Genomic DNA, 18,803 nt, shown 5'->3' with positions numbered 1-18,803 from the left:
GATGGCTCTCCGCACCCTCGAGGACCTCGGCGACCTCGCCGGCAAGCGTGTCGTCGTCCGCTGTGACCTGAACGTCCCGCTCAAGGACGGCACGATCACGGACGACGGCCGCGTGCGGGCGTCGCTCACCACCCTGAACACCCTGATCGCCGCCGGTGCGCGCGTGGTCGTGGTGTCCCACCTCGGTCGGCCCGACGGCGAACGGAAGCCCGAGTACTCTCTCGCGCCCGTCGCCCAGCGCCTGTCCGAGCTGCTCGGCAAGCCGGTCGCCTTCGTCGACGAGACGGTCGGCGACGACGCGACCGCGGCTGCCGAGGCCCTCGAGGACGGTGACGTCCTGCTGCTCGAGAACCTCCGCTTCAACCCGGAGGAGACCTCGAAGGACGCCGCCGAGCGGACCGCCTTCGCGGAGCGCATCGCTGCACTCGGGGACGCCTTCGTCTCCGACGGCTTCGGTGTCGTGCACCGCAAGCAGGCCTCCGTCTACGAGCTGGCATCGGCGCTCCCCAGCGCTGCCGGTCAGCTCATCGAGCAGGAACTGACCGTGCTCGAGCGGCTGACGAAGGACCCGGAGCGGCCGTACACCGTCGTGCTCGGTGGTTCGAAGGTCAGCGACAAGCTCGGTGTCATCGACCACCTCCTGCCTCGGGTCGACACGATCTGCATCGGTGGCGGGATGCTCTTCACCTTCCTCGCGGCCCAGGGCCACGGCGTGGCGAAGTCGCTGCTCGAGCAGGACCAGCTCGACACGGTCCGCGAGTACCTCTCGCGGGCGACCGAGCTCGGCGTGACCATCGACCTGCCGACCGACGTCGTGGTGGCCTCCGGGTTCGCCGCGGACGCCGAGCACGTGACGGTCGCCGCGGACGCCATCGAGTCGTCGTCGTTCGGCACGGACGGCATCGGCCTGGACATCGGACCGGAGACGGCGGAGCGGTTCGCGGCAGCGGTCTCCGCGTCGAAGACGGTCTTCTGGAACGGCCCGATGGGCGTGTTCGAGTTCCCGGCCTTCGCCGCAGGCACGAAGACGGTCGCCCAGGCGCTGACCGAGGTCGACGGTCTCGGCGTGGTCGGCGGTGGCGACTCCGCCGCCGCGGTCCGGGCGCTCGGGTTCACGGACGACCAGTTCGGCCACATCTCCACCGGTGGTGGAGCGAGCCTCGAGTTCCTCGAGGGCAAGTCGCTGCCGGGTCTCGAAGCACTGGGCTGGTCCGCATGAGCTGCACGCCGCTGATCGCCGGGAACGCTCGGGAGGACGCAGCATGAACCGCACCCCCTTGATCGCGGGCAACTGGAAGATGAACCTCGATCATCTCCAGGCCATCGCGACCGTCCAGAAGCTCGCGTGGACCCTGAAGGACGCGCGCCACGACCACGCGGACGTCGAGGTCGCGGTGTTCCCGCCGTTCACCGACCTGCGAAGCGTGCAGACGCTGATCTCGGCGGACAAGCTGCCGCTGGCGTTCGGTGCCCAGGACCTCTCGCAGTACGACTCGGGTGCGTACACCGGTGACGTCTCGGGCGCCTTCCTCGCGGCACTCGACGCGAAGTACGTCATCGTCGGGCACTCCGAACGTCGCACCATGCACGGTGAGACGGACGAGGTCGTCGCTGCCAAGACGGCCGCTGCCGTGAAGCACGGTCTCGTGCCGGTCGTCTGCGTCGGCGAAACCGGCGAGCAGCGGGAGCAGCGCGGGGCCGGCGTCGTGCCGGTCGAGCAGCTCCAGGTCGTCCTCGGCTCCGTGCAGCCGTCCGAGATCGTCGTCGCGTACGAACCGGTGTGGGCCATCGGCTCCGGCCAGGCAGCGACCGCAGAGCAGGCGCAGGACGAATGTGCAGCGTTGCGCCGCGGGATCGCCGCCGCCTGGGGTGACCAGGCCGCTGCCGACACGCGGGTGCTGTACGGCGGTTCGGTCAAGTCGGGCAACATCGCCGGCTTCCTCCGCGAGCCCGACGTCGACGGCGCCCTCGTCGGCGGCGCGTCCCTCGACGTGCAGGAGTTCGCCGCGATCGCGCGGTTCCAGCAGCACGTCGGTCTCTAGACCAGCACCGCCGAGGCGCGACGGGCACCGCCCGTCGCGCCTCGTGCTGTGCCCCTCCCGAACCGCCCAGCCCGTCCGGGTCCCGACCGCGCTCCGCGTGACCGGTATACTCGGATGGCTGACTGACACGAAAGGTACGTCGTGGCGATACTCTCCGTCGTGCTGCAGGTCCTGCTCGCGATCACGAGCCTCCTGCTCACGCTCCTCATCCTCCTGCACAAGGGCCGCGGTGGCGGTCTCTCCGACATGTTCGGCGGTGGTGTGACGAGCAACCTCGGGGCATCTGGCGTCGCCGAGCGCAACCTGAACCGCATCACGGTGATCCTCGGACTCCTCTGGATCTCCAGCATCATCGTGCTCGGTCTCATCAACAAGTTCACAGCAGGGAGCTGACATGGCATCCGGAGGAAGCGCAATCCGCGGATCGCGCGTCGGCGCGGGCCCGATGGGCGAGCAGGACCGCGGGGTCCAGGCCGAGCGTGTGGCCATCTCCTACTGGGACGCGATGGGCAACGAGGTCGTCCGGTACTTCGCCGCGAACCTGCCCGACGACGAGATCCCGGAGACGGTCGACTCGCCGTCCACGGGTCTGCCGGCCGGTCGCGACAAGGAGAACCCGCCGCAGGTCGCGAAGACCGAGCCGTACAAGACGCACCTCGCGTACGTGAAGGAGCGCCGCACCGAGGAAGAGGCCGCGCAGCTCCTCGAGGACGCGCTCCAGCAGCTGCGCCAGCGCCGCGGGACCGCGGCCAAGTAGACCACCGGTACGGAGAAGGCCCCCGCACCCATCGGTGCGGGGGCCTTCTCCGTCTCACCGCGCCCGAGCGGGAGCGGACAACGGACGGGAGGCCCGGTACCAGCTGGTACCGGGCCTCCCGTCCGTGTGCAGGCGCGTCACGCGCCGCGTGCGTCAGTACGTCGACGCGATGAGGTTCTCCGGGACGTCGCGTGCGGCGTCCTGGTCGACGAAGAAGACCGTGCGCTTCCGACCCTGCACGCCGCCGACGGGGACCTCGTCGACAGAAGCGCCCGCGAGTGCCAGCCCGAGGACCGATGCCTTCTCGGCTCCGGACAGGATGACCCAGACGCGCTGCGAGGCGTTGATCACCGGGTAGGTGAGCGTCAGGCGCTGTGCCGGCGGCTTGGGGGAGTCGTCGACCGGGACGACCTTACGGTCGGTGATGCGCAGCTGCGGGAACTCCGGGAACAGCGATGCGGTGTGGCCGTCCGGTCCGACGCCGAGCAGCGTGATGTCGAACCGGGGCGTCTCGGCGGAGTCGGGGGCAGCAGCGAGGAGTTCGCGCTCGTACTGCTCGGCGGCTTCGTCGATGCTGATGCCGGAGTCCGACGGAGCCATCGGGTGGATGTTCTCCGCCGGGATGCTCACGTGGTCCAGGAAGTCGGTCTGCGTGCCGGTGATGTTGCGGTCCGCGTCCCCCTCCGGCACCCAGCGCTCGTCGACCCACCAGACGTGGACCTTCGACCAGTCGACGCTCTGCTTCGCCTGCGACTGACCGATCGCAGCCAGGACGAGGGTGGAGACGGAGCCCCCGCTGATCGCGATGTCGGCCCGCCCCTGCTCGTCGAGGACGTCGATGATCTTCGTGATGAAGCGTGCGGCGACGGAGGCGCCGAGGGCCTGCTTGTCGGGGTGCACGAGCACCCGCCGTTCGTTGGTCACGTGACTCCTGTGTTCGTGTGCGGTCGGTGTGCCCGCGGGTCGGTCCGGCCGGCCGTCCGACCGTCCACCGGGCGGGTGGGGGAGGACGGACGGCCGGACCGTGGTGGTTCAGCCCGCGATGCGTTCGCGGAGCTTGGCCACCCCGTGCTTGACGACGTCTCCGAAGAGGACGTCCGGGTCGAGTCTACGGAGTTCCTCGGCCAGGCAGTCGCGGAGGTTCCGGCGGGGCAGGGACAGGTCGTGCGTCGGCTGACCGGGCATCGACAGCGTCGCCACGTCGACCAGGGACCGCTCGAGTTCGATGGTCCCGGACTCGCGGATCAGCTTGACGCCGTGGATGCCGCTCGAACCGGTCGCACGCGGCGAGGTGGTGACCTCCACCGGTACCTTGAGCTGCAGTCCGAGCCAGGCCGCGAGCAGGACGGTCGACGGGCTGTCGAACGCGCCCGAGACCTCCACCGCGGTGATCGGCTCGAACGGCGGCTGGTCGAGCGCGGCGGCGAGCTGGTTCCGCCAGAGGGTCAGGCGGGTCCACGCGAAGTCGGTGTCACCCGGTGCGTAGGAGTCGGCCAGCGCCATGATCGCCGCGTTCGGGTCCTTCTGAGCGGCTGCGTCCGTGATGCGACGCTGGGCGATCCGGCCGAGCGGGGACGCCGAGGGCTTCTCTGGCGCGGCTTCCGGCCACCAGGCCACGACGGGCGCGTCGGGCAGCAGCAGCCCGGTGACCAGGCTCTCCTCGTCCGCCGCGGTCTCGCCGTAGGCACGGAGGACGATGACCTCGCTGGCTCCGGCGTCGCTACCCACGCGGATCTGCGCGTCGAGCCGGCCGGGGGACGCGACGTCTCCTTCGTTCTTCGACACGATGACGACGCGCATCGGGTGCTCGCGGGACGCCTGGTTCGCGGCCTCGATCGCCTCTTCCTCGCGACCGAGGGCGGTCGAGACGATGAGGGTGAGGACGCGGCCCAGGGCGACGGCGCCGCCCTCTTCGCGGATGTGCACCAGGGTCTTCTGGATCTTCGAGACCGTGGTGTTCGGCAGGTCGATCTTCATGGACGCCTCCAGGTCCGACCGTCGCGGGCCAGGAGCTCGTCGGCCGAAGCCGGGCCCCAGGTGCCGGGACGGTACTGTTCGGGCTGGCCCTGAGTCCGCCAGAACTCCTCGATCGGGTCGAGGATCTTCCAGGACAACTCGACCTCCTGGTGCCGCGGGAACAGCGGCGGGTCACCGAGGAGCACGTCGAGGATGAGCCGTTCGTAGGCCTCGGGGGAGGCCTCGGTGAACGCGTGGCCGTAGCCGAAGTCCATCGTCACGTCGCGGACCTGCGTCCCGACGCCGGGGACCTTCGAACCGAAGCGGAGCGTGACGCCCTCGTCCGGCTGCACGCGGATCACGAGGGCGTTCTGGCCGAGCGGGGACTGCTCGATGCCGAAGACGTCCTCGGGCACGCGCTTGAACACGATCGCGATCTCGGTCACCCGACGACCGAGTCGTTTGCCGGCACGCAGGTAGAACGGGACGCCCTGCCAGCGGCGGGTCGCGATGTCGAGACGGATGGCCGCGAAGGTCTCGGTCGTGGACTCGGGGTTCATGCCCGCTTCCTCGAGGAACCCGAGCACCTTCTCGCCGCCCTGCCACCCACCGGCGTACTGCCCGCGGCTGGTCGCCGTGGACAGGTCCTCGGGCAGGCGGACCGCGGAGAGCACCTTCTCCTTCTCGGCACGGAGGTGTCCGGCCTTGAACGAGACGGGCTCCTCCATCGCCGTGAGGGCGAGGAGCTGCAGGAGGTGGTTCTGGATGACGTCGCGCGCCGCGCCGATGCCGTCGTAGTACGCGGCTCGTCCAGCGACGCCGATGTCCTCGGCCATCGTGATCTGCACGTGGTCGACGTAGTTCGAGTTCCAGATGGGTTCGTACATCTGGTTCGCGAACCGCAGCGTCAGGAGGTTCTGGACGGTCTCCTTGCCGAGGTAGTGGTCGATGCGGAACACGTCGTCGGGAGCGAAGACGCTCTCGACGATGGCGTTCAGCTCGCGCGCGGTGCGGAGGTCGGAGCCGAACGGCTTCTCGACCACGACGCGGCTCCAGGAGCCGTCGCGCTTCTCGGTGAGGCCCGAGACCTTGAGCTGCTCCGTGACCACGGGGAACATCTTCGGCGGGATGGAGAGGTAGAAGGCGTGGTTGCCGAGCGTCCCACGTTCGGCGTCGAGCGTGTCGACGGTCTCCTTGAGCAGCCGGAACGCCTCCGGGTCGTCGAACGATCCCTGGACGAAGCGGATGCCCTGTTCGAGCTGACGCCAGACGTCCTCGTCGAACGGGGTCCGCGAGTGCTCCTTGACGGCATCGTGGACGAGTTGGGAGAAGTCCTGGTCCTCCCAGTCGCGCCGAGCGAACCCGACCAGCGCGAATCCCGGGGGCAGGAGCCCCCGGTTCGCGAGGTCGTAGACCGCGGGCATCAGCTTCTTCCGGGAGAGGTCTCCCGTCACCCCGAAGATGATGAGGGTGCTGGGACCCGCGATCCGGTTCAGTCGACGGTCCGCGGGCAACCGGAGCGGATTGTGCTCCGGGGTGATCGCCACCGGTGACATGTCGGTGAACTCCTTTGAATCAGGTGGTGAGTGCAGCCGCGATGACCGCCACCGCCGCGGGGACGTCCCGCGTCGACAGGGTCAGCACCGGGCGGCCGTGCTCGGCGAGGACACTCGCGTCACCGGCTGCCTGGGCTCGGATGAGCCGACCGAACGTGAACGGGCGGCCGGGGACAGCGAGGTCGTCCTGCTCGTCGGAGACGATCTGCAGGAACACGCCGTTCGCGGGGCCGCCCTTGTGGTACTGGCCCGTGGAGTGCAGGAACCGGGGCCCGAAGCCGAAGGTGACGGGCCGGCCGGTGCGAGCGGCCAGCTGGTCGCGGAGCGACACCAGGCCGGCACCGGCGGCGCGGTCCACGTAGGCGTGGACGGCCACGTAGCCGTCGGCGCCGAGACCGGCCAGGAGGCCCGACACGGCCTGGGTGAGCGTCGTCCCGACGTCGACTCCACCCGTCGCGGACACGGCGATGCCGTGCTCCTCGAAGGCCGGCGTGACATCCGGTGACGCAGGACCGTCGAGCAGCGTGCGGGCGGCGACCTTGGCGGCCTCCACGTCGGGCTGGTCGAAGGGGTTGATGCCGAGCAGCCGCCCGGCGACCGCGACCGCGTACTCCCAGACGAGGAACTGACCACCGAGCGTGCCGGTGATCTCCAGCTCGCCGTCGGCGACGTGGCGCTCGTCCTCGCGGGACCCGACGAGCCGCACGACCTGGAGGTCGGGCAGACCCGCGCCGAGCTCGGGGGCGTCGACGTCGAGGACGACGGGGAGCAGCCCCCTTCCGTCCTTGCCGGTCGACTCGGCGATGAGCTGTTCGATCCAGTCACCGAAGCCGAGGATGTGGGTGCCGTCCGCGACGATGGCGATCTTGTCGCGCAGCGGAGCGGTCCCGCCGAGGACCGCGCCCAGCACGAGGCCGGGGTTCTCGTCGGTGTCGACGGCCAGCAGCACGCTGATGGCGTCGGCCTCGTCGAGGAGCTCCGCGATGTCGGCTCCGGCCAGTCCGGCCGGGACCAGTCCGAAGGCGGTCAGTGCGGAGTAGCGGCCGCCGACGGTCGGGTCGGCGGTGAAGACGCGGTACCCGGCCTGCTGTGCGGCGTACTCGAGCGCGGAGCCCGGGTCCGTCACGACGACGATGCGCCCGGCGGGGTCGATGCCGGCGTCCTCGAACGCCTGCTCGAACACCCGGCGCTGCGAGTCGGTCTCGAGCGTGGAGCCTGACTTCGACGACACGACGAGCACGGTGCGCTCGAGGTCGGTGAGCGCAGCCCGGACCTGCGCGGGATCGGTGGAGTCGAGCACCACCAGTGGCACGCCGGAGGTCCGGGCGATGACCTCCGGCGCGAGCGACGATCCGCCCATGCCCGCGAGGACCACCCGGTCGACGCCCTGCTCGTGCAGCTGGTCGCGGAGTGCCACGACCTCGGCGACGAGCGGACGCGAGACCGAGACGGCCTCGACCCAGCCGAGGCGGTTCGACGCCTCGGCTTCGGCTGCAGGACCCCACAGTGCGGCGTCCTGTGCCGTGATCCCGGACGCCACCAGATCGGTGACGAGGCGCGGGACCACCGTGTCGATGGCCCGCGCCGCGTCACCGCTGGCGGCGATGGAGACGGTCACTCTTACTTGGCGTTCTCGAGGGCCGTCTTGACGGTGTCGACGAGCTCGCCCCACGAGACGTTGAACTTCTCGACGGCCTCCTTCTCGAGGAGGTCGACGACGTCGTCGTAGTCGATGCCGACAGCGGCGAGCTGGTCCATGACCTGGTTCGCGTCGTCGAAGGTCCCGGCGATGGCGTCGCCGTGGATCTGACCGTGGTCGAACGTGGCCTCGAGGGTCTTGCCCGGCATCGTGTTGACGGTGTTCGGGGCCGCGAGCTCGGTCACGTAGAGGGTGTCGGGCAGCGACGGGTCCTTGACACCGGTCGAGGCCCAGAGCGGGCGCTGCGTGTTCGCGCCGGACTCGAGGAGGCCGAGGGCACGCTCGGTCGCGAACGCCTGGGTCCACACCTGGTAGGCGAGCTGCGCGTTGGCGATGCCGGCCTTCGACTTGAGCGCGGTCGCCTCGTCCGAGCCGACGGCGTCGAGACGCTTGTCGATCTCGGAGTCGACGCGCGAGACGAAGAACGACGCGACCGAGTGGATCTTCGAGAGGTCGTGGCCGGCGGCCTTGGCCTTCTCGAGGCCACCGAGGTAGGCGTCGATGACGGCGCGGTAGCGCTCGAGCGAGAAGATCAGGGTGACGTTGACCGAGATGCCGGCGCCGATGACCTCGGTGATGGCCTCGAGCCCGTCGACGGTCGCCGGGATCTTGATGAGGACGTTCTCCTTGCCGACCTTGTCGAACAGGAACTTCGCCTGCTCGATGGTCTTCGCGGTGTCGTGCGCGAGACCCGGCTCGACCTCGATGGAGACGCGGCCGTCGAAGCCGTTGGACGAGGCGTAGATCGGGGCGAAGATGTCGGACGCGTCGGCGACGTCGCGCGTGGTGATCTCGAAGATCGCGTTCGTGACGTCGGTGCCCGCAGCGGCGAGCTCCTTGACCTGCGCGTCGTAGCGCTCGCCCTTGGCGAGGGCCGAGGCGAAGATCGTCGGGTTCGTGGTCACGCCGACGACGTTGCGGTCCGCGATGAGGTTCTCGAGACGGCCGGTCTCCAGCAGCTCACGGGACAGGTCGTCGAGCCAGATGCTCACGCCGACGGCGGAGAGGGCTTCGGTGGGGGTGGTGTCAGTCATTCGCTTCTTCTCTGCTTCGTTTTCGTTCGTCGGCTCCGGGGAGCCGTGGTCTGTGCGGGGGTCGAGCCCCCGGCACGGGAGGGACGTGGCGGGACCGCTACGGGCCTCCCGTGCGGAAGGGCCGGGCCCGGATGTCCGGACCCGGCCCGGTGGGTCAGGACGCTGCTGCGATCGATTCCTTGGCAGCCGAGATGACGTGCTCGGTGGTGAAGCCGAACTCCTCGAACAGCTTCTGGTAGTCGGCCGAGGCACCGAAGTGCTCGATCGACACGCTGCGGCCGGCGTCGCCGACGATGTCGCGCCAGCTCATCGCGATCCCGGCCTCGACCGAGACACGGGCCTTGACGGCCTTCGGCAGGACCGACTCGCGGTACGCCTCGTCCTGCTCGAAGAACCACTCGAGCGACGGGGCGGACACGACGCGGGCGTTGATGCCCTCGCTCTTCAGCTGCTCACGGGCGTCGACCGCGATCTGGACCTCGGAGCCGGTGCCGATGAGGATGACGTCCGGAGTGCCGTTCGGCGCTTCGGCGAGGATGTACGCACCCTTGGCGACGTTCTTCGCCGAGGCGAAGACCTCGCCCGAGGCGTCACCGTCGCCACGCTCGAAGACGGGCAGGTTCTGGCGGCTGAGCGCGATGCCGGCCGGGCGGTCCTGGTGCTTGAGCATCTCGAGCCAGGCGTACGCGACCTCGTTGGCGTCCGCGGGGCGGACGACGTCGAGACCCGGGATCGCACGGAGGGCAGTGATCTGCTCGATCGGCTGGTGCGTGGGGCCGTCCTCGCCGAGGGCGATGGAGTCGTGCGTCCAGACGTAGATCGCGGGCGCCTTCATGAGGGCGGCGAGACGGACTGCCGGACGCATGTAGTCGCTGAAGATCAGGAAGGTGCCGCCGAAGGGGCGGGTGTTGCCGTGCAGGACGATGCCGTTCAGGATCGAGCCCATGGCGTGCTCACGGATGCCGAAGTGCAGCACGCGGCCGAACGGGTCCGTCGTCCAGGTCTTCGTCGAGGCCTCGGCCGGACCGAAGGACTTGCCGTCCTCGATCGTGGTGAGGTTCGACTCGGCGAGGTCGGCGGAGCCACCCCAGAACTCGGGCATCAGCGGCGCGATGGCGTTGATGACCTTGCCGGAGGCGGCGCGGGTCGAGACGGCCTTCTCGGTGCTGAACACCGGGAGGGCGGCTTCGAGGCCCTCGGGCAGCTGCTTCGCCTGCACCCGGTCGAACAGTGCCTTCTTGTCGGCGTTGGCCGCGGCCCACGCGTCGAAGGTCTTCTGCCACTCGGCGTGCTCGGCCTGGCCCTTGGCGATCGCGCCACGGGTGTAGTCGAGGACCTCGGGGTCGACGTCGAAGGTCTTCTCGGTGTCGAAGCCGAGGACCTCCTTCAGGCCCTTGAGCTCGTCGGCACCGAGGGCCGAGCCGTGGATCTTGCCGGAGTTCTGCTTGGTGGGCGACGGCCAGCCGATGATCGTCTTGATGACGATCAGCGACGGCTTGTCGTGGACCTGCTTGGCGGCCTCGACGGCGGCGAAGAGTGCTTCGGCGTCCTCGTGGTACTCGCCGGTCTTCTTCCAGTCGACGACCTGGACGTGCCAGCCGAGCGCCTCGTAGCGGGCGTGGACGTCCTCGGAGAACGCGATGTCGGTGTCGTCCTCGATCGAGATCTGGTTCGAATCGTAGAAGGCGATGAGGTTGCCGAGCTGCTGGCGACCTGCGAGCGAACCGGCCTCGTTCGTGACGCCTTCCTGCATGTCACCGTCGCCGGCGATCACGTAGGTGTAGTGGTCGAACGGCGACTGACCGGCCGGGGTCTCCGGGTCGAACAGACCGCGCTCGAAGCGCTGCGCGTAGGCGAAGCCGACCGCGGACGCGAGGCCCTGGCCGAGCGGTCCGGTGGTGATCTCGACACCGTCGGTGTGGCCGTACTCCGGGTGACCCGGCGTCTTGGAGCCCCACTTGCGGAGGTGCTGGAGGTCGTCGAGCTCGAGGCCGTACCCGTGCAGGTAGAACTGCACGTACTGCAGGATCGATGCGTGACCCGCCGACAGGATGAAGCGGTCGCGGCCGATCCACGTGGAGTCGCTCGGGTCGCGACGCATCACCTTCTGGAAGAGGAGGTGAGCCAGCGGCGCGAGGCTCATCGCGGTGCCGGGGTGACCGTTGCCGGCCGCCTCGACAGAGTCGGCGGCGAGGACGCGGGCCGTGTCGACGGCCTTCCGGTCGATGGCGTCCCAGGTGAATTCAGCCACTTGGATGTTGACCCTTCATTGATGCGACATGTGCGAGGGCTCGTGCCATCGCACGGACATGGTGCCCACCCGGGGCTCCGTCGCGGCGCCGTTGCCGGCGGCCGACCGGCTCGATCGCGGCCGACGTCTTCGGGGCACGCTGCGGGAGGGCCTCTCCAGCATAGTGAACCGGCACTCAGAAGGTGCCCAGGTGACCGGCGGGCCTCGGTGGCCGTTCGGTGGCCGGTCACCGTCCGGGCGTGTCCCGGACCCGCGGCGATGCTGCCGGACATCGTCGTGGCGCCCTCGATCGCGTAAACTGATCGTGATCCGCGACCATTCCGCGGACACGCGCGCCCGGACGCCGACGGTGACGTCCTCCCGAGCGTGCGAGCTGCAGCGAAACAGACTGAGGTTCCCTTGCCGAGTGCCACCGTGACCAGGCCAGACACCGTTCGTCGGTCGATGCTGTCCCGCAAGGTCCGGGCGTACGTCTCGCTCACCAAGCCGCGCGTGATGGAGCTCCTGCTCGTCACCACCGCGCCCACGATGTTCCTCGCCGAGCGTGGCGTGCCCGACCTGTGGCTCGTGTTCTGGACGATGCTCGGCGGCGCGATGTCGGCCGGGTCGGCGTCCGCGTTCAACTGTTACATCGACCGCGACATCGACCGCCTGATGAAGCGCACGAGCACACGTCCGCTGGTCACCGGTGAGCTCTCGGACCGCGAAGCGCTGGTGTTCTCGTGGATCCTCGGCATCGTGTCGACCGCGGTCCTCGTCGTCTTCGTGAACTGGCTGGCGGCTGCGTTGAGCGTCGCCGCGATCCTCATCTACGTGTTCGTCTACACGCTCTGGCTCAAGCGCCGGACCCCGCAGAACATCGTCTGGGGCGGCTCTGCGGGGTGCATGCCGGTCCTCATCGGGTGGGCGGCCGTCACCGGCTCGTTGACCTGGGCGCCGGTCATCCTCTTCATGGTGATCTTCCTCTGGACGCCGCCGCACTACTGGCCGCTGTCGATGAAGTACCGCGACGACTACGACGCCGCCGACGTGCCGATGCTGGCCGTCGTGCGCGGGCGGACCGTCGTCGGGCTGCAGGTCGTGCTCTACGCCTGGGCGACCCTGGTCTGCTCGCTGCTCCTCGTCCCGGTCGCGAACATGGGCCCGCTGTACACGGTGGTCGCACTCGCCGGCGGCATCTGGTTCGTCGTCGAGTCGCACCTGCTCTACAACCGGGCGATCCAGCACATGGAGCAGGTCCACCCGATGCGTGTGTTCCGCAGCTCGATCACGTACCTGACGCTGCTGTTCATCGCGGTCGGCATCGATCCGCTGCTCCCACAGGTGTTCACGTTCACGATCTGATCCACCCGGTGTGACCACGGGCCCGGCCTCCTCGGAGGTCGGGCCCGTCGTCGTTTCGGGGGCGGGCGCGGCGTGCGCCTCGGGCGGCAGGCTGGCGGCACGGCTGCCGACCCCGACGCGAAAGCGACAGTTCGCGGCGGAATACCCGCGCAAGTCTGTCGCGTCCGGGTCCGGGTCCGGGTCCGGGTCCGGGTCCGGGGGGTCCGGGTCCCGGTCCCGGTCCGGGTCCGCGTCCGGGTCGGGGACCGGGGGTGGCGGTGACGCGGGCCGGCCCGCGACTCCGACTCGGGCGCGGAAGCGACAGTTCACCGCAACGTGGCCGCGCTCATCTGTCGCTTTCGCGCCCGGGGCCAGACGGCAGCGGCGCAGCGGCGTGCGGGGCGCGGGGCGCGGTGCCGGCGGACTCCTGCGCGGAAGCGACCGTTCGGCCGAAGGTGCACGCAGACGTGTTGCGTCCGGGGCCGGGACCGGGTCCGCGGCCGTCCGGGAGGCACGGATCGCCACTCGCGGACGGCTGCCGTGACGAGGTGGCCGGCCCGCAGCCGCGGTGGGGCCGAGCCGGGTCAGGCCCGGACGGCGTCCCGACCGGCACTCGAGCGGGTGGAGAGCACCACCGCGGTCACCGCCGCGACGAGCAGGCCGGCGAGCACCATGTGGGTGCCCACCAGGCCGACGGGGAGGCCGGTGCGGGCCTGGGTGAGCCCGACCGCGATCTGGACGAACTCGACGACGAGCAACAGCAACGCGCTCCTGCTGGAGATGCGGAGGCGGACCGCCCCGATGACGAGCACGAGCGTCAGGGCGAAGGTCGCGTAGGCGGGGATCGCGTGCAGGTGCTCCATGAGCTGCGTGTCGAAGCCCGTCCGGTGCACCGCGCCACCGTCCACCCGCTCGCTCGCGCCGGCGTGCGGACCGCTGCCGGTGGTGAGGATGCCGACCAGGACGGTGACGGCGACGGCGACGACGGTGCCGCCGACGACGGCGGAGTACCAGCGGGGCACGATGCGATCGCGGACGCGCGGGCCTTTCACCGACCGGTACACGAGTGCGGCGGTGATGCTCGTCAGGACGGCGGAGACGACGAAGTGCAGTCCGACGACGAACGGGTTGAGGCCGGAGATGACCGACACGCCGCCGATGACGGCCTGGACGGGGATCGCCGCGCCCTGGGCGAACGCCAACCAGAACAGCTCAGGCCGGGTCTTCCGCATCCGGACGACCGCCAGGAACATCGCGATCGCGACGACGACCAGCACGAAGGTGAGGAGGCGGTTGCCGAACTCGATGACGCCGTGGATGCCCATCTCGGGCGTGGACACGAGCGAGTCGGTGGTGCACTTCGGCCAGGTGGGGCAGCCGAGGCCGGAGGCGGTCAGGCGGACCAGCCCACCGGTGCCGATGAGCACGACCTCGACGACGAAGGACGCCCAGGCGAGGACCACGACGCGCGGGTCGACGGTGCGGGGGAGCGACCACCAGGTGGTCGGAGTCCGGACGTCCTGCTCGACGGTGGGGCCGACGCGAGTCACGAGGGTGGTGCCTTCCTGTTGTTCCGGGCCCTGGACCTGTAGGATTCGAGGGTTCAGCAGCAGTCAAGTCTAGGCAGGCGCCGGCTCCGAATGAGCCGTGATCGCCGATCGGTCCCGCGACTGCGTGGAAGCATCGACGTTGCGAGGCAGCAACACCATGGACCGCCGTGTCGGCGGCCCGCGGTGGAATGGTGTCCGACACCACCGGGTTGTACCGGAGACGCTGTTGCGAGAAGGAAACGAGGAGACCATGTCCGACGTGCTCATCGACCGTCCAGAACTCGAAGGGCTCGGCCAGTACGAATTCGGCTGGGCCGACTCCGACGCGGCCGGCGCCTCTGCGCGCCGTGGCCTGTCGGAAGAGGTCGTCACCGACATCTCCGGCCGCAAGGGTGAACCCGAGTGGATGCGTGCCAACCGGCTGAAGGCGCTGAAGCTCTTCGACCGCAAGCCGATGCCCTCGTGGGGCGCCGACCTGTCGGACATCGACTTCGACAACATCAAGTACTTCGTGAAGTCGACGGAGAAGCAGGCCGAGTCGTGGGAGGACCTCCCCGAGGACATCCGCACCACGTACGAGCGCCTGGGCATCCCGGAGGCCGAGCGTCAGCGCCTCGTCGCCGGCGTCGCCGCGCAGTACGAGTCCGAGGTCGTCTACCACCAGATCCGCGAGGACCTGGAGCAGCAGGGCGTCATCTTCATGGACACCGACACGGCGCTGCGCGAGCACCCGGAGCTGTTCGAGGAGTACTTCGGCACCGTGATCCCGGCCGGCGACAACAAGTTCGCTGCGCTGAACACGGCCGTGTGGTCCGGCGGCTCGTTCGTCTACGTCCCGAAGGGCGTCCACGTCGAGATCCCGCTGCAGGCCTACTTCCGCATCAACACGGAGAACATGGGCCAGTTCGAGCGGACGCTGATCATCGCGGACGAAGACTCGTACATCCACTACATCGAGGGCTGCACCGCGCCGATCTACAAGTCGGACTCCCTGCACTCGGCCGTCGTCGAGATCATCGTGAAGAAGAACGCCCGCGTTCGCTACACGACGATCCAGAACTGGTCGAACAACGTCTACAACCTCGTCACGAAGCGTGCGATCGCCCACGAGGGCGCGACCATGGAGTGGATCGACGGCAACATCGGGTCCAAGGTCACGATGAAGTACCCGTCCATCTACCTCGCCGGTGAGCACGCCAAGGGCGAGACCCTGTCCGTCGCCTTCGCCGGCCCCGGCCAGCACCAGGACGCCGGCGCGAAGATGATCCACATGGCGCCGTACACGACGTCGTCGATCGTCTCGAAGTCGATCGCCCGTGGTGGCGGTCGTGCCGGGTACCGCGGCGAGGTCCGGGTCGACCCGGGCGCACACCACTCGGCCAACACGGTCCGCTGTGACGCGCTGCTCGTCGACACCGTCTCGCGGAGCGACACCTACCCGGCGATCGACATCCGTGTCGACGACGTGCAGCTCGGCCACGAGGCCACCGTCTCCCGTGTCAGCGAGGAGCAGCTGTTCTACCTCATGTCCCGCGGCATGGCCGAGGACGAGGCCATGGCGATGATCGTGCGCGGTTTCATCGAGCCAATCGCCCGCGAGCTCCCGATGGAGTACGCACTCGAACTCAACAAGCTCATCGAGATGAGCATGGAAGGATCCGTCGGCTAGATGTCCAGCACCACCCCTCCTCCCCACATCGACCAGCCGACGGAGCCCGCGAGCACGCTCTCGTCGGGCGGTACGGACCAGCACGGCGCCCGGGCGCACTCCGACGGCGGCTGGGACACCAAGGTGCCGGTGCAGACGCGTTCCGAGCGGTTCCGCTCGGGCGACGTCGACGCCTTCCCCGTCGTCACCGGCCGAGAGGTCAACTGGAAGTTCGCCCCGCTCGCCAAGATCCAGCCGCTGCTCGACGGCCCGCTGGACGGCTCGGCGTACCCGTTCCTCGCGACCCAGTCCGCGGGCGCCGACGTCGAGTGGGGTCGCAGCGACGACCCCCGCGTCGGCGGCGCCGGCCTGCCGGAGGACCGGGCGGCCGCGGCCGCATGGAGCGCGCGCGACGCCGTCCTGGCGATCACCGTGAAGGGCACCGACGAGCACGAGTTCATCACGGTGACCCGCTCTGACTTCGGCTCGCAGCCGCGGGCGGCGCACACGGTCATCACGGCCGAGCCGCACGCGCAGGGCATCGTCGTCATCGACAACCGCGGCACGGCGCTCCTCAGCGAGAACGTCGAGGTCGTCGTCCGCGACGGCGCACGGCTCACCGTCGTCACGGTCCAGGACTGGGAAGACGACGCGGTGCACGTCTCGACGCACTTCGCCGAGGTCGGCCGCGACGCCTTCCTCAAGCACGTCGTGGTCTCGCTCGGCGGTGACGTCATCCGCGTCAACCCGTCCACGCACCTCGGTGCGCAGGGCGGCGACGTCGAGATGTACGGCGTCTACTTCGCCGACGCCGGCCAGTACATCGAGCAGCAGGTCTACGTCGACCACGACGCGCCGAACACCCGCAGCCGGGTCAACTACAAGGGCGCGCTGCAGGGCCAGGGTGCGCACACGGTGTGGATCGGCGACGTCCTCATCGGACGGTCGGCTCCCGGCACGGACTCGTACGAGCAGAACCGCAACCTGGTCCTGACCGACGGAACGCGCGCCGACAGCATCCCGAACCTCGAGATCGAAACGGGCGACATCACCGGTGCCGGCCACGCCAGCGCCACCGGTCGTTTCGACGACGAGCAGCTCTTCTACCTGCAGGCCCGCGGCATCCCGGAGGAAGAGGCACGTCGTCTCGTCGTCCTGGGCTTCCTGGTCGAGGTGATCCAGAAGATCGGTGCGCCCGAGCTCGAGGAGCGTCTCATCGCTGCCGTCGAGCAGGAGCTGATGGAGGGCCGGACGGTCCTCGCCGCGCCCGTCGCCGAGGCTGCTGCCGCCGGGGTCGACGCCTGATGGCCGAGAAGGTCTGTGCCGAGAGCGACATCGCGGTGGACAGCCCGATGCGTGCGGTCGTCGACGGCACCGCGATCGCGATCGTGAAGGACTCGGCCGGCACGGTGCACGCCATCGGTGACACCTGCACGCACGGCGACATCTCGCTGTCCGAGGGCTTCGTCGAGGGCGACTCGCTGGAGTGCTGGGCGCACGGGTCGCAGTTCTCGCTGACGACCGGCAAGCCGAAGAACTTCCCGGCGTACGAGCCGGTGCCGGTCTTCCGGGTCGAGGTCCGTGACGGCGACGTCTACGTCGACGTGCACGAGCCGGTCCCGGTCGACTGACAGTCATCCCTCACTCTTCCCGCGGCTGACGCCGCACCACAGCTGCAACCGAAGGAACGCAATGTCCACTCTCGAAATCCGTGACCTGCAGGTCGCGATCGACACCGATCAGGGCGTCAAGGAGATCCTCAAGGGCGTCGACCTGACGATCAACGAGGGCGAGATCCACGCGATCATGGGGCCGAACGGCTCCGGCAAGTCGACCCTGGCGTACACGATCGCCGGTCACCCGCGCTACCACGTCACGGGCGGCTCGATCACCCTCGACGGCCAGGACGTCCTGGCGATGAGCGTCGACGAGCGTGCCCGCGCGGGCATGTTCCTCGCCATGCAGTACCCGGTCGAGATCCCCGGCGTCACCGTGTCGAACTTCCTCCGCACCGCCAAGACCGCGATCGACGGCGAGGCTCCGGCCCTCCGTGGCTGGATCAAGGACCTCCGCACCTCGATGGCTGACCTCAAGATGGACCCGGCCTTCGCCGAGCGCAACGTCAACGAGGGCTTCTCCGGTGGCGAGAAGAAGCGCCACGAGATCATGCAGCTCGAGTTGCTCAAGCCGAAGTTCGCCGTCCTGGACGAGACCGACTCCGGCCTGGACGTCGACGCGCTGAAGATCGTGTCCGAGGGCGTCAACCGTGCCAAGGGCGCGACCGGCCTCGGGGTGCTGCTCATCACGCACTACACGCGCATCCTCCGCTACATCCGCCCGGACTTCGTCCACGTGTTCGTCGCGGGCAAGATCGCCGAGCAGGGTGGCCCGGAGCTGGCGGAGCGCCTCGAGAACGAGGGCTACGACCGCTACGTGCAGGCCGCCGCTGCCGCACCGGCGGAGTGACGATGATCACCACACTGGCACCGCAGAAGTTCGACGAGGTCGTCGAGGGCCTGAAAGAGGTGCAGGACCCGGAGCTCGGCGTGAACATCGTCGACCTCGGCCTCATCTACGACCTGGCCTGGGACGACGAGGCGAGTGCGCTGATCATCAGCATGACGTTGACGAGCGCCGGCTGCCCGTTGACCGACGTCATCGAGAACGACACCGCGAACGCGCTGGACGGGATCGTCGACGCGTTCCGCATCAACTGGGTCTGGATGCCGCCGTGGGGTCCGGAGCGGATCACCGACGACGGTCGCGAGATGATGCGCGCACTCGGCTTCTCGATCTAGTCACGAGCGCGCGAGACGGACGGGAGGCCCGGTACCAGCTGGTACCGGGCCTCCCGTCCGTCGTCGTGTCCCGCCCTTGCTTCGTCGAAGTCGCACGAACTGCCGCCGCCATCGGCGCCGAGCGGCCACTTGTGCGACCTCGGCAGTCGGCTCGCGGCGTGTTGTGCGACCGCGGGACGCACCAGACGA

Annotated in this window: 17 protein-coding genes; 10 read left to right on the top strand and 7 right to left on the bottom strand. The window is 69.4% G+C overall.

Annotation, left to right across the window (positions count from 1 at the left end; genetic code table 11):
* Position 1: 1 nt before the first annotated feature.
* The 4 genes from DEJ33_RS02960 (at position 2) to DEJ33_RS02945 (ending at position 2,799) form a co-directional block, all read left to right on the top strand.
* The gene (locus tag DEJ33_RS02960; RefSeq protein ID WP_111077200.1) at positions 2–1,219 is read left to right on the top strand and encodes a phosphoglycerate kinase; all 1,218 of its coding nucleotides are present in this window, start codon (positions 2–4) and stop codon (positions 1,217–1,219) included.
* 43 nt (positions 1,220–1,262) lie between these two features.
* Complete coding sequence (tpiA, locus tag DEJ33_RS02955; protein ID WP_111077199.1) at positions 1,263–2,042, top strand: triose-phosphate isomerase; 780 nt, start codon at positions 1,263–1,265, stop codon at positions 2,040–2,042.
* Between the two features lie 141 nt (positions 2,043–2,183).
* Positions 2,184–2,435 carry a preprotein translocase subunit SecG gene (secG, locus tag DEJ33_RS02950; RefSeq protein WP_110825023.1) on the top strand — a complete coding sequence of 84 codons (252 nt, stop codon included), beginning with the start codon at positions 2,184–2,186 and terminating at the stop codon, positions 2,433–2,435.
* A 1-nt stretch (position 2,436) separates the two neighbouring features.
* Positions 2,437–2,799 carry an RNA polymerase-binding protein RbpA gene (locus tag DEJ33_RS02945; RefSeq protein WP_110902226.1) on the top strand — a complete coding sequence of 121 codons (363 nt, stop codon included), beginning with the start codon at positions 2,437–2,439 and terminating at the stop codon, positions 2,797–2,799.
* 153 nt (positions 2,800–2,952) lie between these two features.
* On the opposite strand, the gene pgl is transcribed toward DEJ33_RS02945, so the two are convergent.
* The 6 genes from pgl to tkt all read right to left on the bottom strand — a co-directional run bounded on the left by pgl (position 2,953) and on the right by tkt (position 11,295).
* Complete coding sequence (gene pgl, locus DEJ33_RS02940; RefSeq protein WP_111077198.1) at positions 2,953–3,723, bottom strand: 6-phosphogluconolactonase; 771 nt, start codon at positions 3,721–3,723, stop codon at positions 2,953–2,955.
* 108 nt (positions 3,724–3,831) lie between these two features.
* Complete coding sequence (locus DEJ33_RS02935) at positions 3,832–4,776, bottom strand: glucose-6-phosphate dehydrogenase assembly protein OpcA (RefSeq protein WP_110902228.1); 945 nt, start codon at positions 4,774–4,776, stop codon at positions 3,832–3,834.
* Entirely contained in the window at positions 4,773–6,311 is a 1,539-nt protein-coding gene (gene zwf / locus DEJ33_RS02930) for a glucose-6-phosphate dehydrogenase (protein WP_110902229.1), read from the bottom strand. The genes DEJ33_RS02935 and zwf overlap by 4 nt, the downstream gene beginning before the upstream one ends.
* Positions 6,312–6,330: 19 nt before the next feature.
* On the bottom strand, positions 6,331–7,929 hold the full coding sequence (locus DEJ33_RS02925; RefSeq protein ID WP_111077197.1) for a glucose-6-phosphate isomerase: 1,599 nt from the start codon (positions 7,927–7,929) through the stop codon (positions 6,331–6,333).
* Between the two features lie 2 nt (positions 7,930–7,931).
* Positions 7,932–9,044: a transaldolase gene (gene tal, locus DEJ33_RS02920; protein WP_110902231.1), complete on the bottom strand. Its 1,113-nt coding sequence runs from the start codon at positions 9,042–9,044 to the stop codon at positions 7,932–7,934.
* Positions 9,045–9,198: 154 nt separating this feature from the next.
* Complete coding sequence (gene tkt, locus DEJ33_RS02915; RefSeq protein ID WP_111121043.1) at positions 9,199–11,295, bottom strand: transketolase; 2,097 nt, start codon at positions 11,293–11,295, stop codon at positions 9,199–9,201.
* A 414-nt stretch (positions 11,296–11,709) separates the two neighbouring features.
* On the opposite strand from tkt, the gene DEJ33_RS02910 reads away from it, so the two are divergent.
* On the top strand, positions 11,710–12,639 hold the full coding sequence (locus DEJ33_RS02910) for a heme o synthase (RefSeq protein ID WP_181432805.1): 930 nt from the start codon (positions 11,710–11,712) through the stop codon (positions 12,637–12,639).
* Positions 12,640–13,202: 563 nt separating this feature from the next.
* Here the strand turns inward: DEJ33_RS02910 and DEJ33_RS02905 are convergent.
* Positions 13,203–14,168, bottom strand: a complete 966-nt coding sequence (locus DEJ33_RS02905; protein ID WP_111077194.1) for a heme A synthase — start codon at positions 14,166–14,168, stop codon at positions 13,203–13,205.
* A gap of 250 nt (positions 14,169–14,418) precedes the next feature.
* Between DEJ33_RS02905 and sufB the strand changes: the two genes are divergently transcribed.
* The 5 genes from sufB to DEJ33_RS02880 all read left to right on the top strand — a co-directional run bounded on the left by sufB (position 14,419) and on the right by DEJ33_RS02880 (position 18,614).
* A complete protein-coding gene (gene sufB / locus DEJ33_RS02900) occupies positions 14,419–15,837 on the top strand; it encodes a Fe-S cluster assembly protein SufB (RefSeq protein WP_110902235.1) in 1,419 nt (472 codons plus the stop codon).
* Positions 15,838–17,121 carry a Fe-S cluster assembly protein SufD gene (gene sufD, locus DEJ33_RS02895; protein WP_111077193.1) on the top strand — a complete coding sequence of 428 codons (1,284 nt, stop codon included), beginning with the start codon at positions 15,838–15,840 and terminating at the stop codon, positions 17,119–17,121. It begins immediately after the preceding gene.
* Positions 17,121–17,447, top strand: a complete 327-nt coding sequence (locus tag DEJ33_RS02890) for a non-heme iron oxygenase ferredoxin subunit (RefSeq protein ID WP_372377828.1) — start codon at positions 17,121–17,123, stop codon at positions 17,445–17,447. The genes sufD and DEJ33_RS02890 overlap by 1 nt, the downstream gene beginning before the upstream one ends.
* 61 nt (positions 17,448–17,508) lie before the next feature.
* Positions 17,509–18,282, top strand: a complete 774-nt coding sequence (sufC, locus tag DEJ33_RS02885) for a Fe-S cluster assembly ATPase SufC (RefSeq protein ID WP_111043735.1) — start codon at positions 17,509–17,511, stop codon at positions 18,280–18,282.
* Between the two features lie 2 nt (positions 18,283–18,284).
* Positions 18,285–18,614 carry a metal-sulfur cluster assembly factor gene (locus DEJ33_RS02880; RefSeq protein ID WP_110902238.1) on the top strand — a complete coding sequence of 110 codons (330 nt, stop codon included), beginning with the start codon at positions 18,285–18,287 and terminating at the stop codon, positions 18,612–18,614.
* The last annotated feature ends 189 nt before the right edge of the window (positions 18,615–18,803 follow it).

This window comes from Curtobacterium sp. MCPF17_047, assembly GCF_003234045.1.
Lineage (GTDB): Bacteria > Actinomycetota > Actinomycetes > Actinomycetales > Microbacteriaceae > Curtobacterium.
Note: the sequence above shows the minus strand (reverse complement) of the source record. Positions and strands in the feature narration are given on the sequence as shown.

Excerpts from the sequence above, each read along its gene's own strand:
- DEJ33_RS02960 (WP_111077200.1), top strand. The coding sequence starts at position 2 with ATGGCTCTCCGCACCCTCGAGGACCTCGGCGACCTCGCCGGCAAGCGT.
- tpiA (WP_111077199.1), top strand. The coding sequence starts at position 1,263 with ATGAACCGCACCCCCTTGATCGCGGGCAACTGGAAGATGAACCTCGAT.
- DEJ33_RS02945 (WP_110902226.1), top strand. The coding sequence starts at position 2,437 with ATGGCATCCGGAGGAAGCGCAATCCGCGGATCGCGCGTCGGCGCGGGC.
- DEJ33_RS02935 (WP_110902228.1), bottom strand. The coding sequence starts at position 4,776 with ATGAAGATCGACCTGCCGAACACCACGGTCTCGAAGATCCAGAAGACC.
- zwf (WP_110902229.1), bottom strand. The coding sequence starts at position 6,311 with ATGTCACCGGTGGCGATCACCCCGGAGCACAATCCGCTCCGGTTGCCC.
- tal (WP_110902231.1), bottom strand. The coding sequence starts at position 9,044 with ATGACTGACACCACCCCCACCGAAGCCCTCTCCGCCGTCGGCGTGAGC.
- sufB (WP_110902235.1), top strand. The coding sequence starts at position 14,419 with ATGTCCGACGTGCTCATCGACCGTCCAGAACTCGAAGGGCTCGGCCAG.
- sufD (WP_111077193.1), top strand. The coding sequence starts at position 15,838 with ATGTCCAGCACCACCCCTCCTCCCCACATCGACCAGCCGACGGAGCCC.
- DEJ33_RS02890 (WP_372377828.1), top strand. The coding sequence starts at position 17,121 with ATGGCCGAGAAGGTCTGTGCCGAGAGCGACATCGCGGTGGACAGCCCG.
- sufC (WP_111043735.1), top strand. The coding sequence starts at position 17,509 with ATGTCCACTCTCGAAATCCGTGACCTGCAGGTCGCGATCGACACCGAT.
- DEJ33_RS02880 (WP_110902238.1), top strand. The coding sequence starts at position 18,285 with ATGATCACCACACTGGCACCGCAGAAGTTCGACGAGGTCGTCGAGGGC.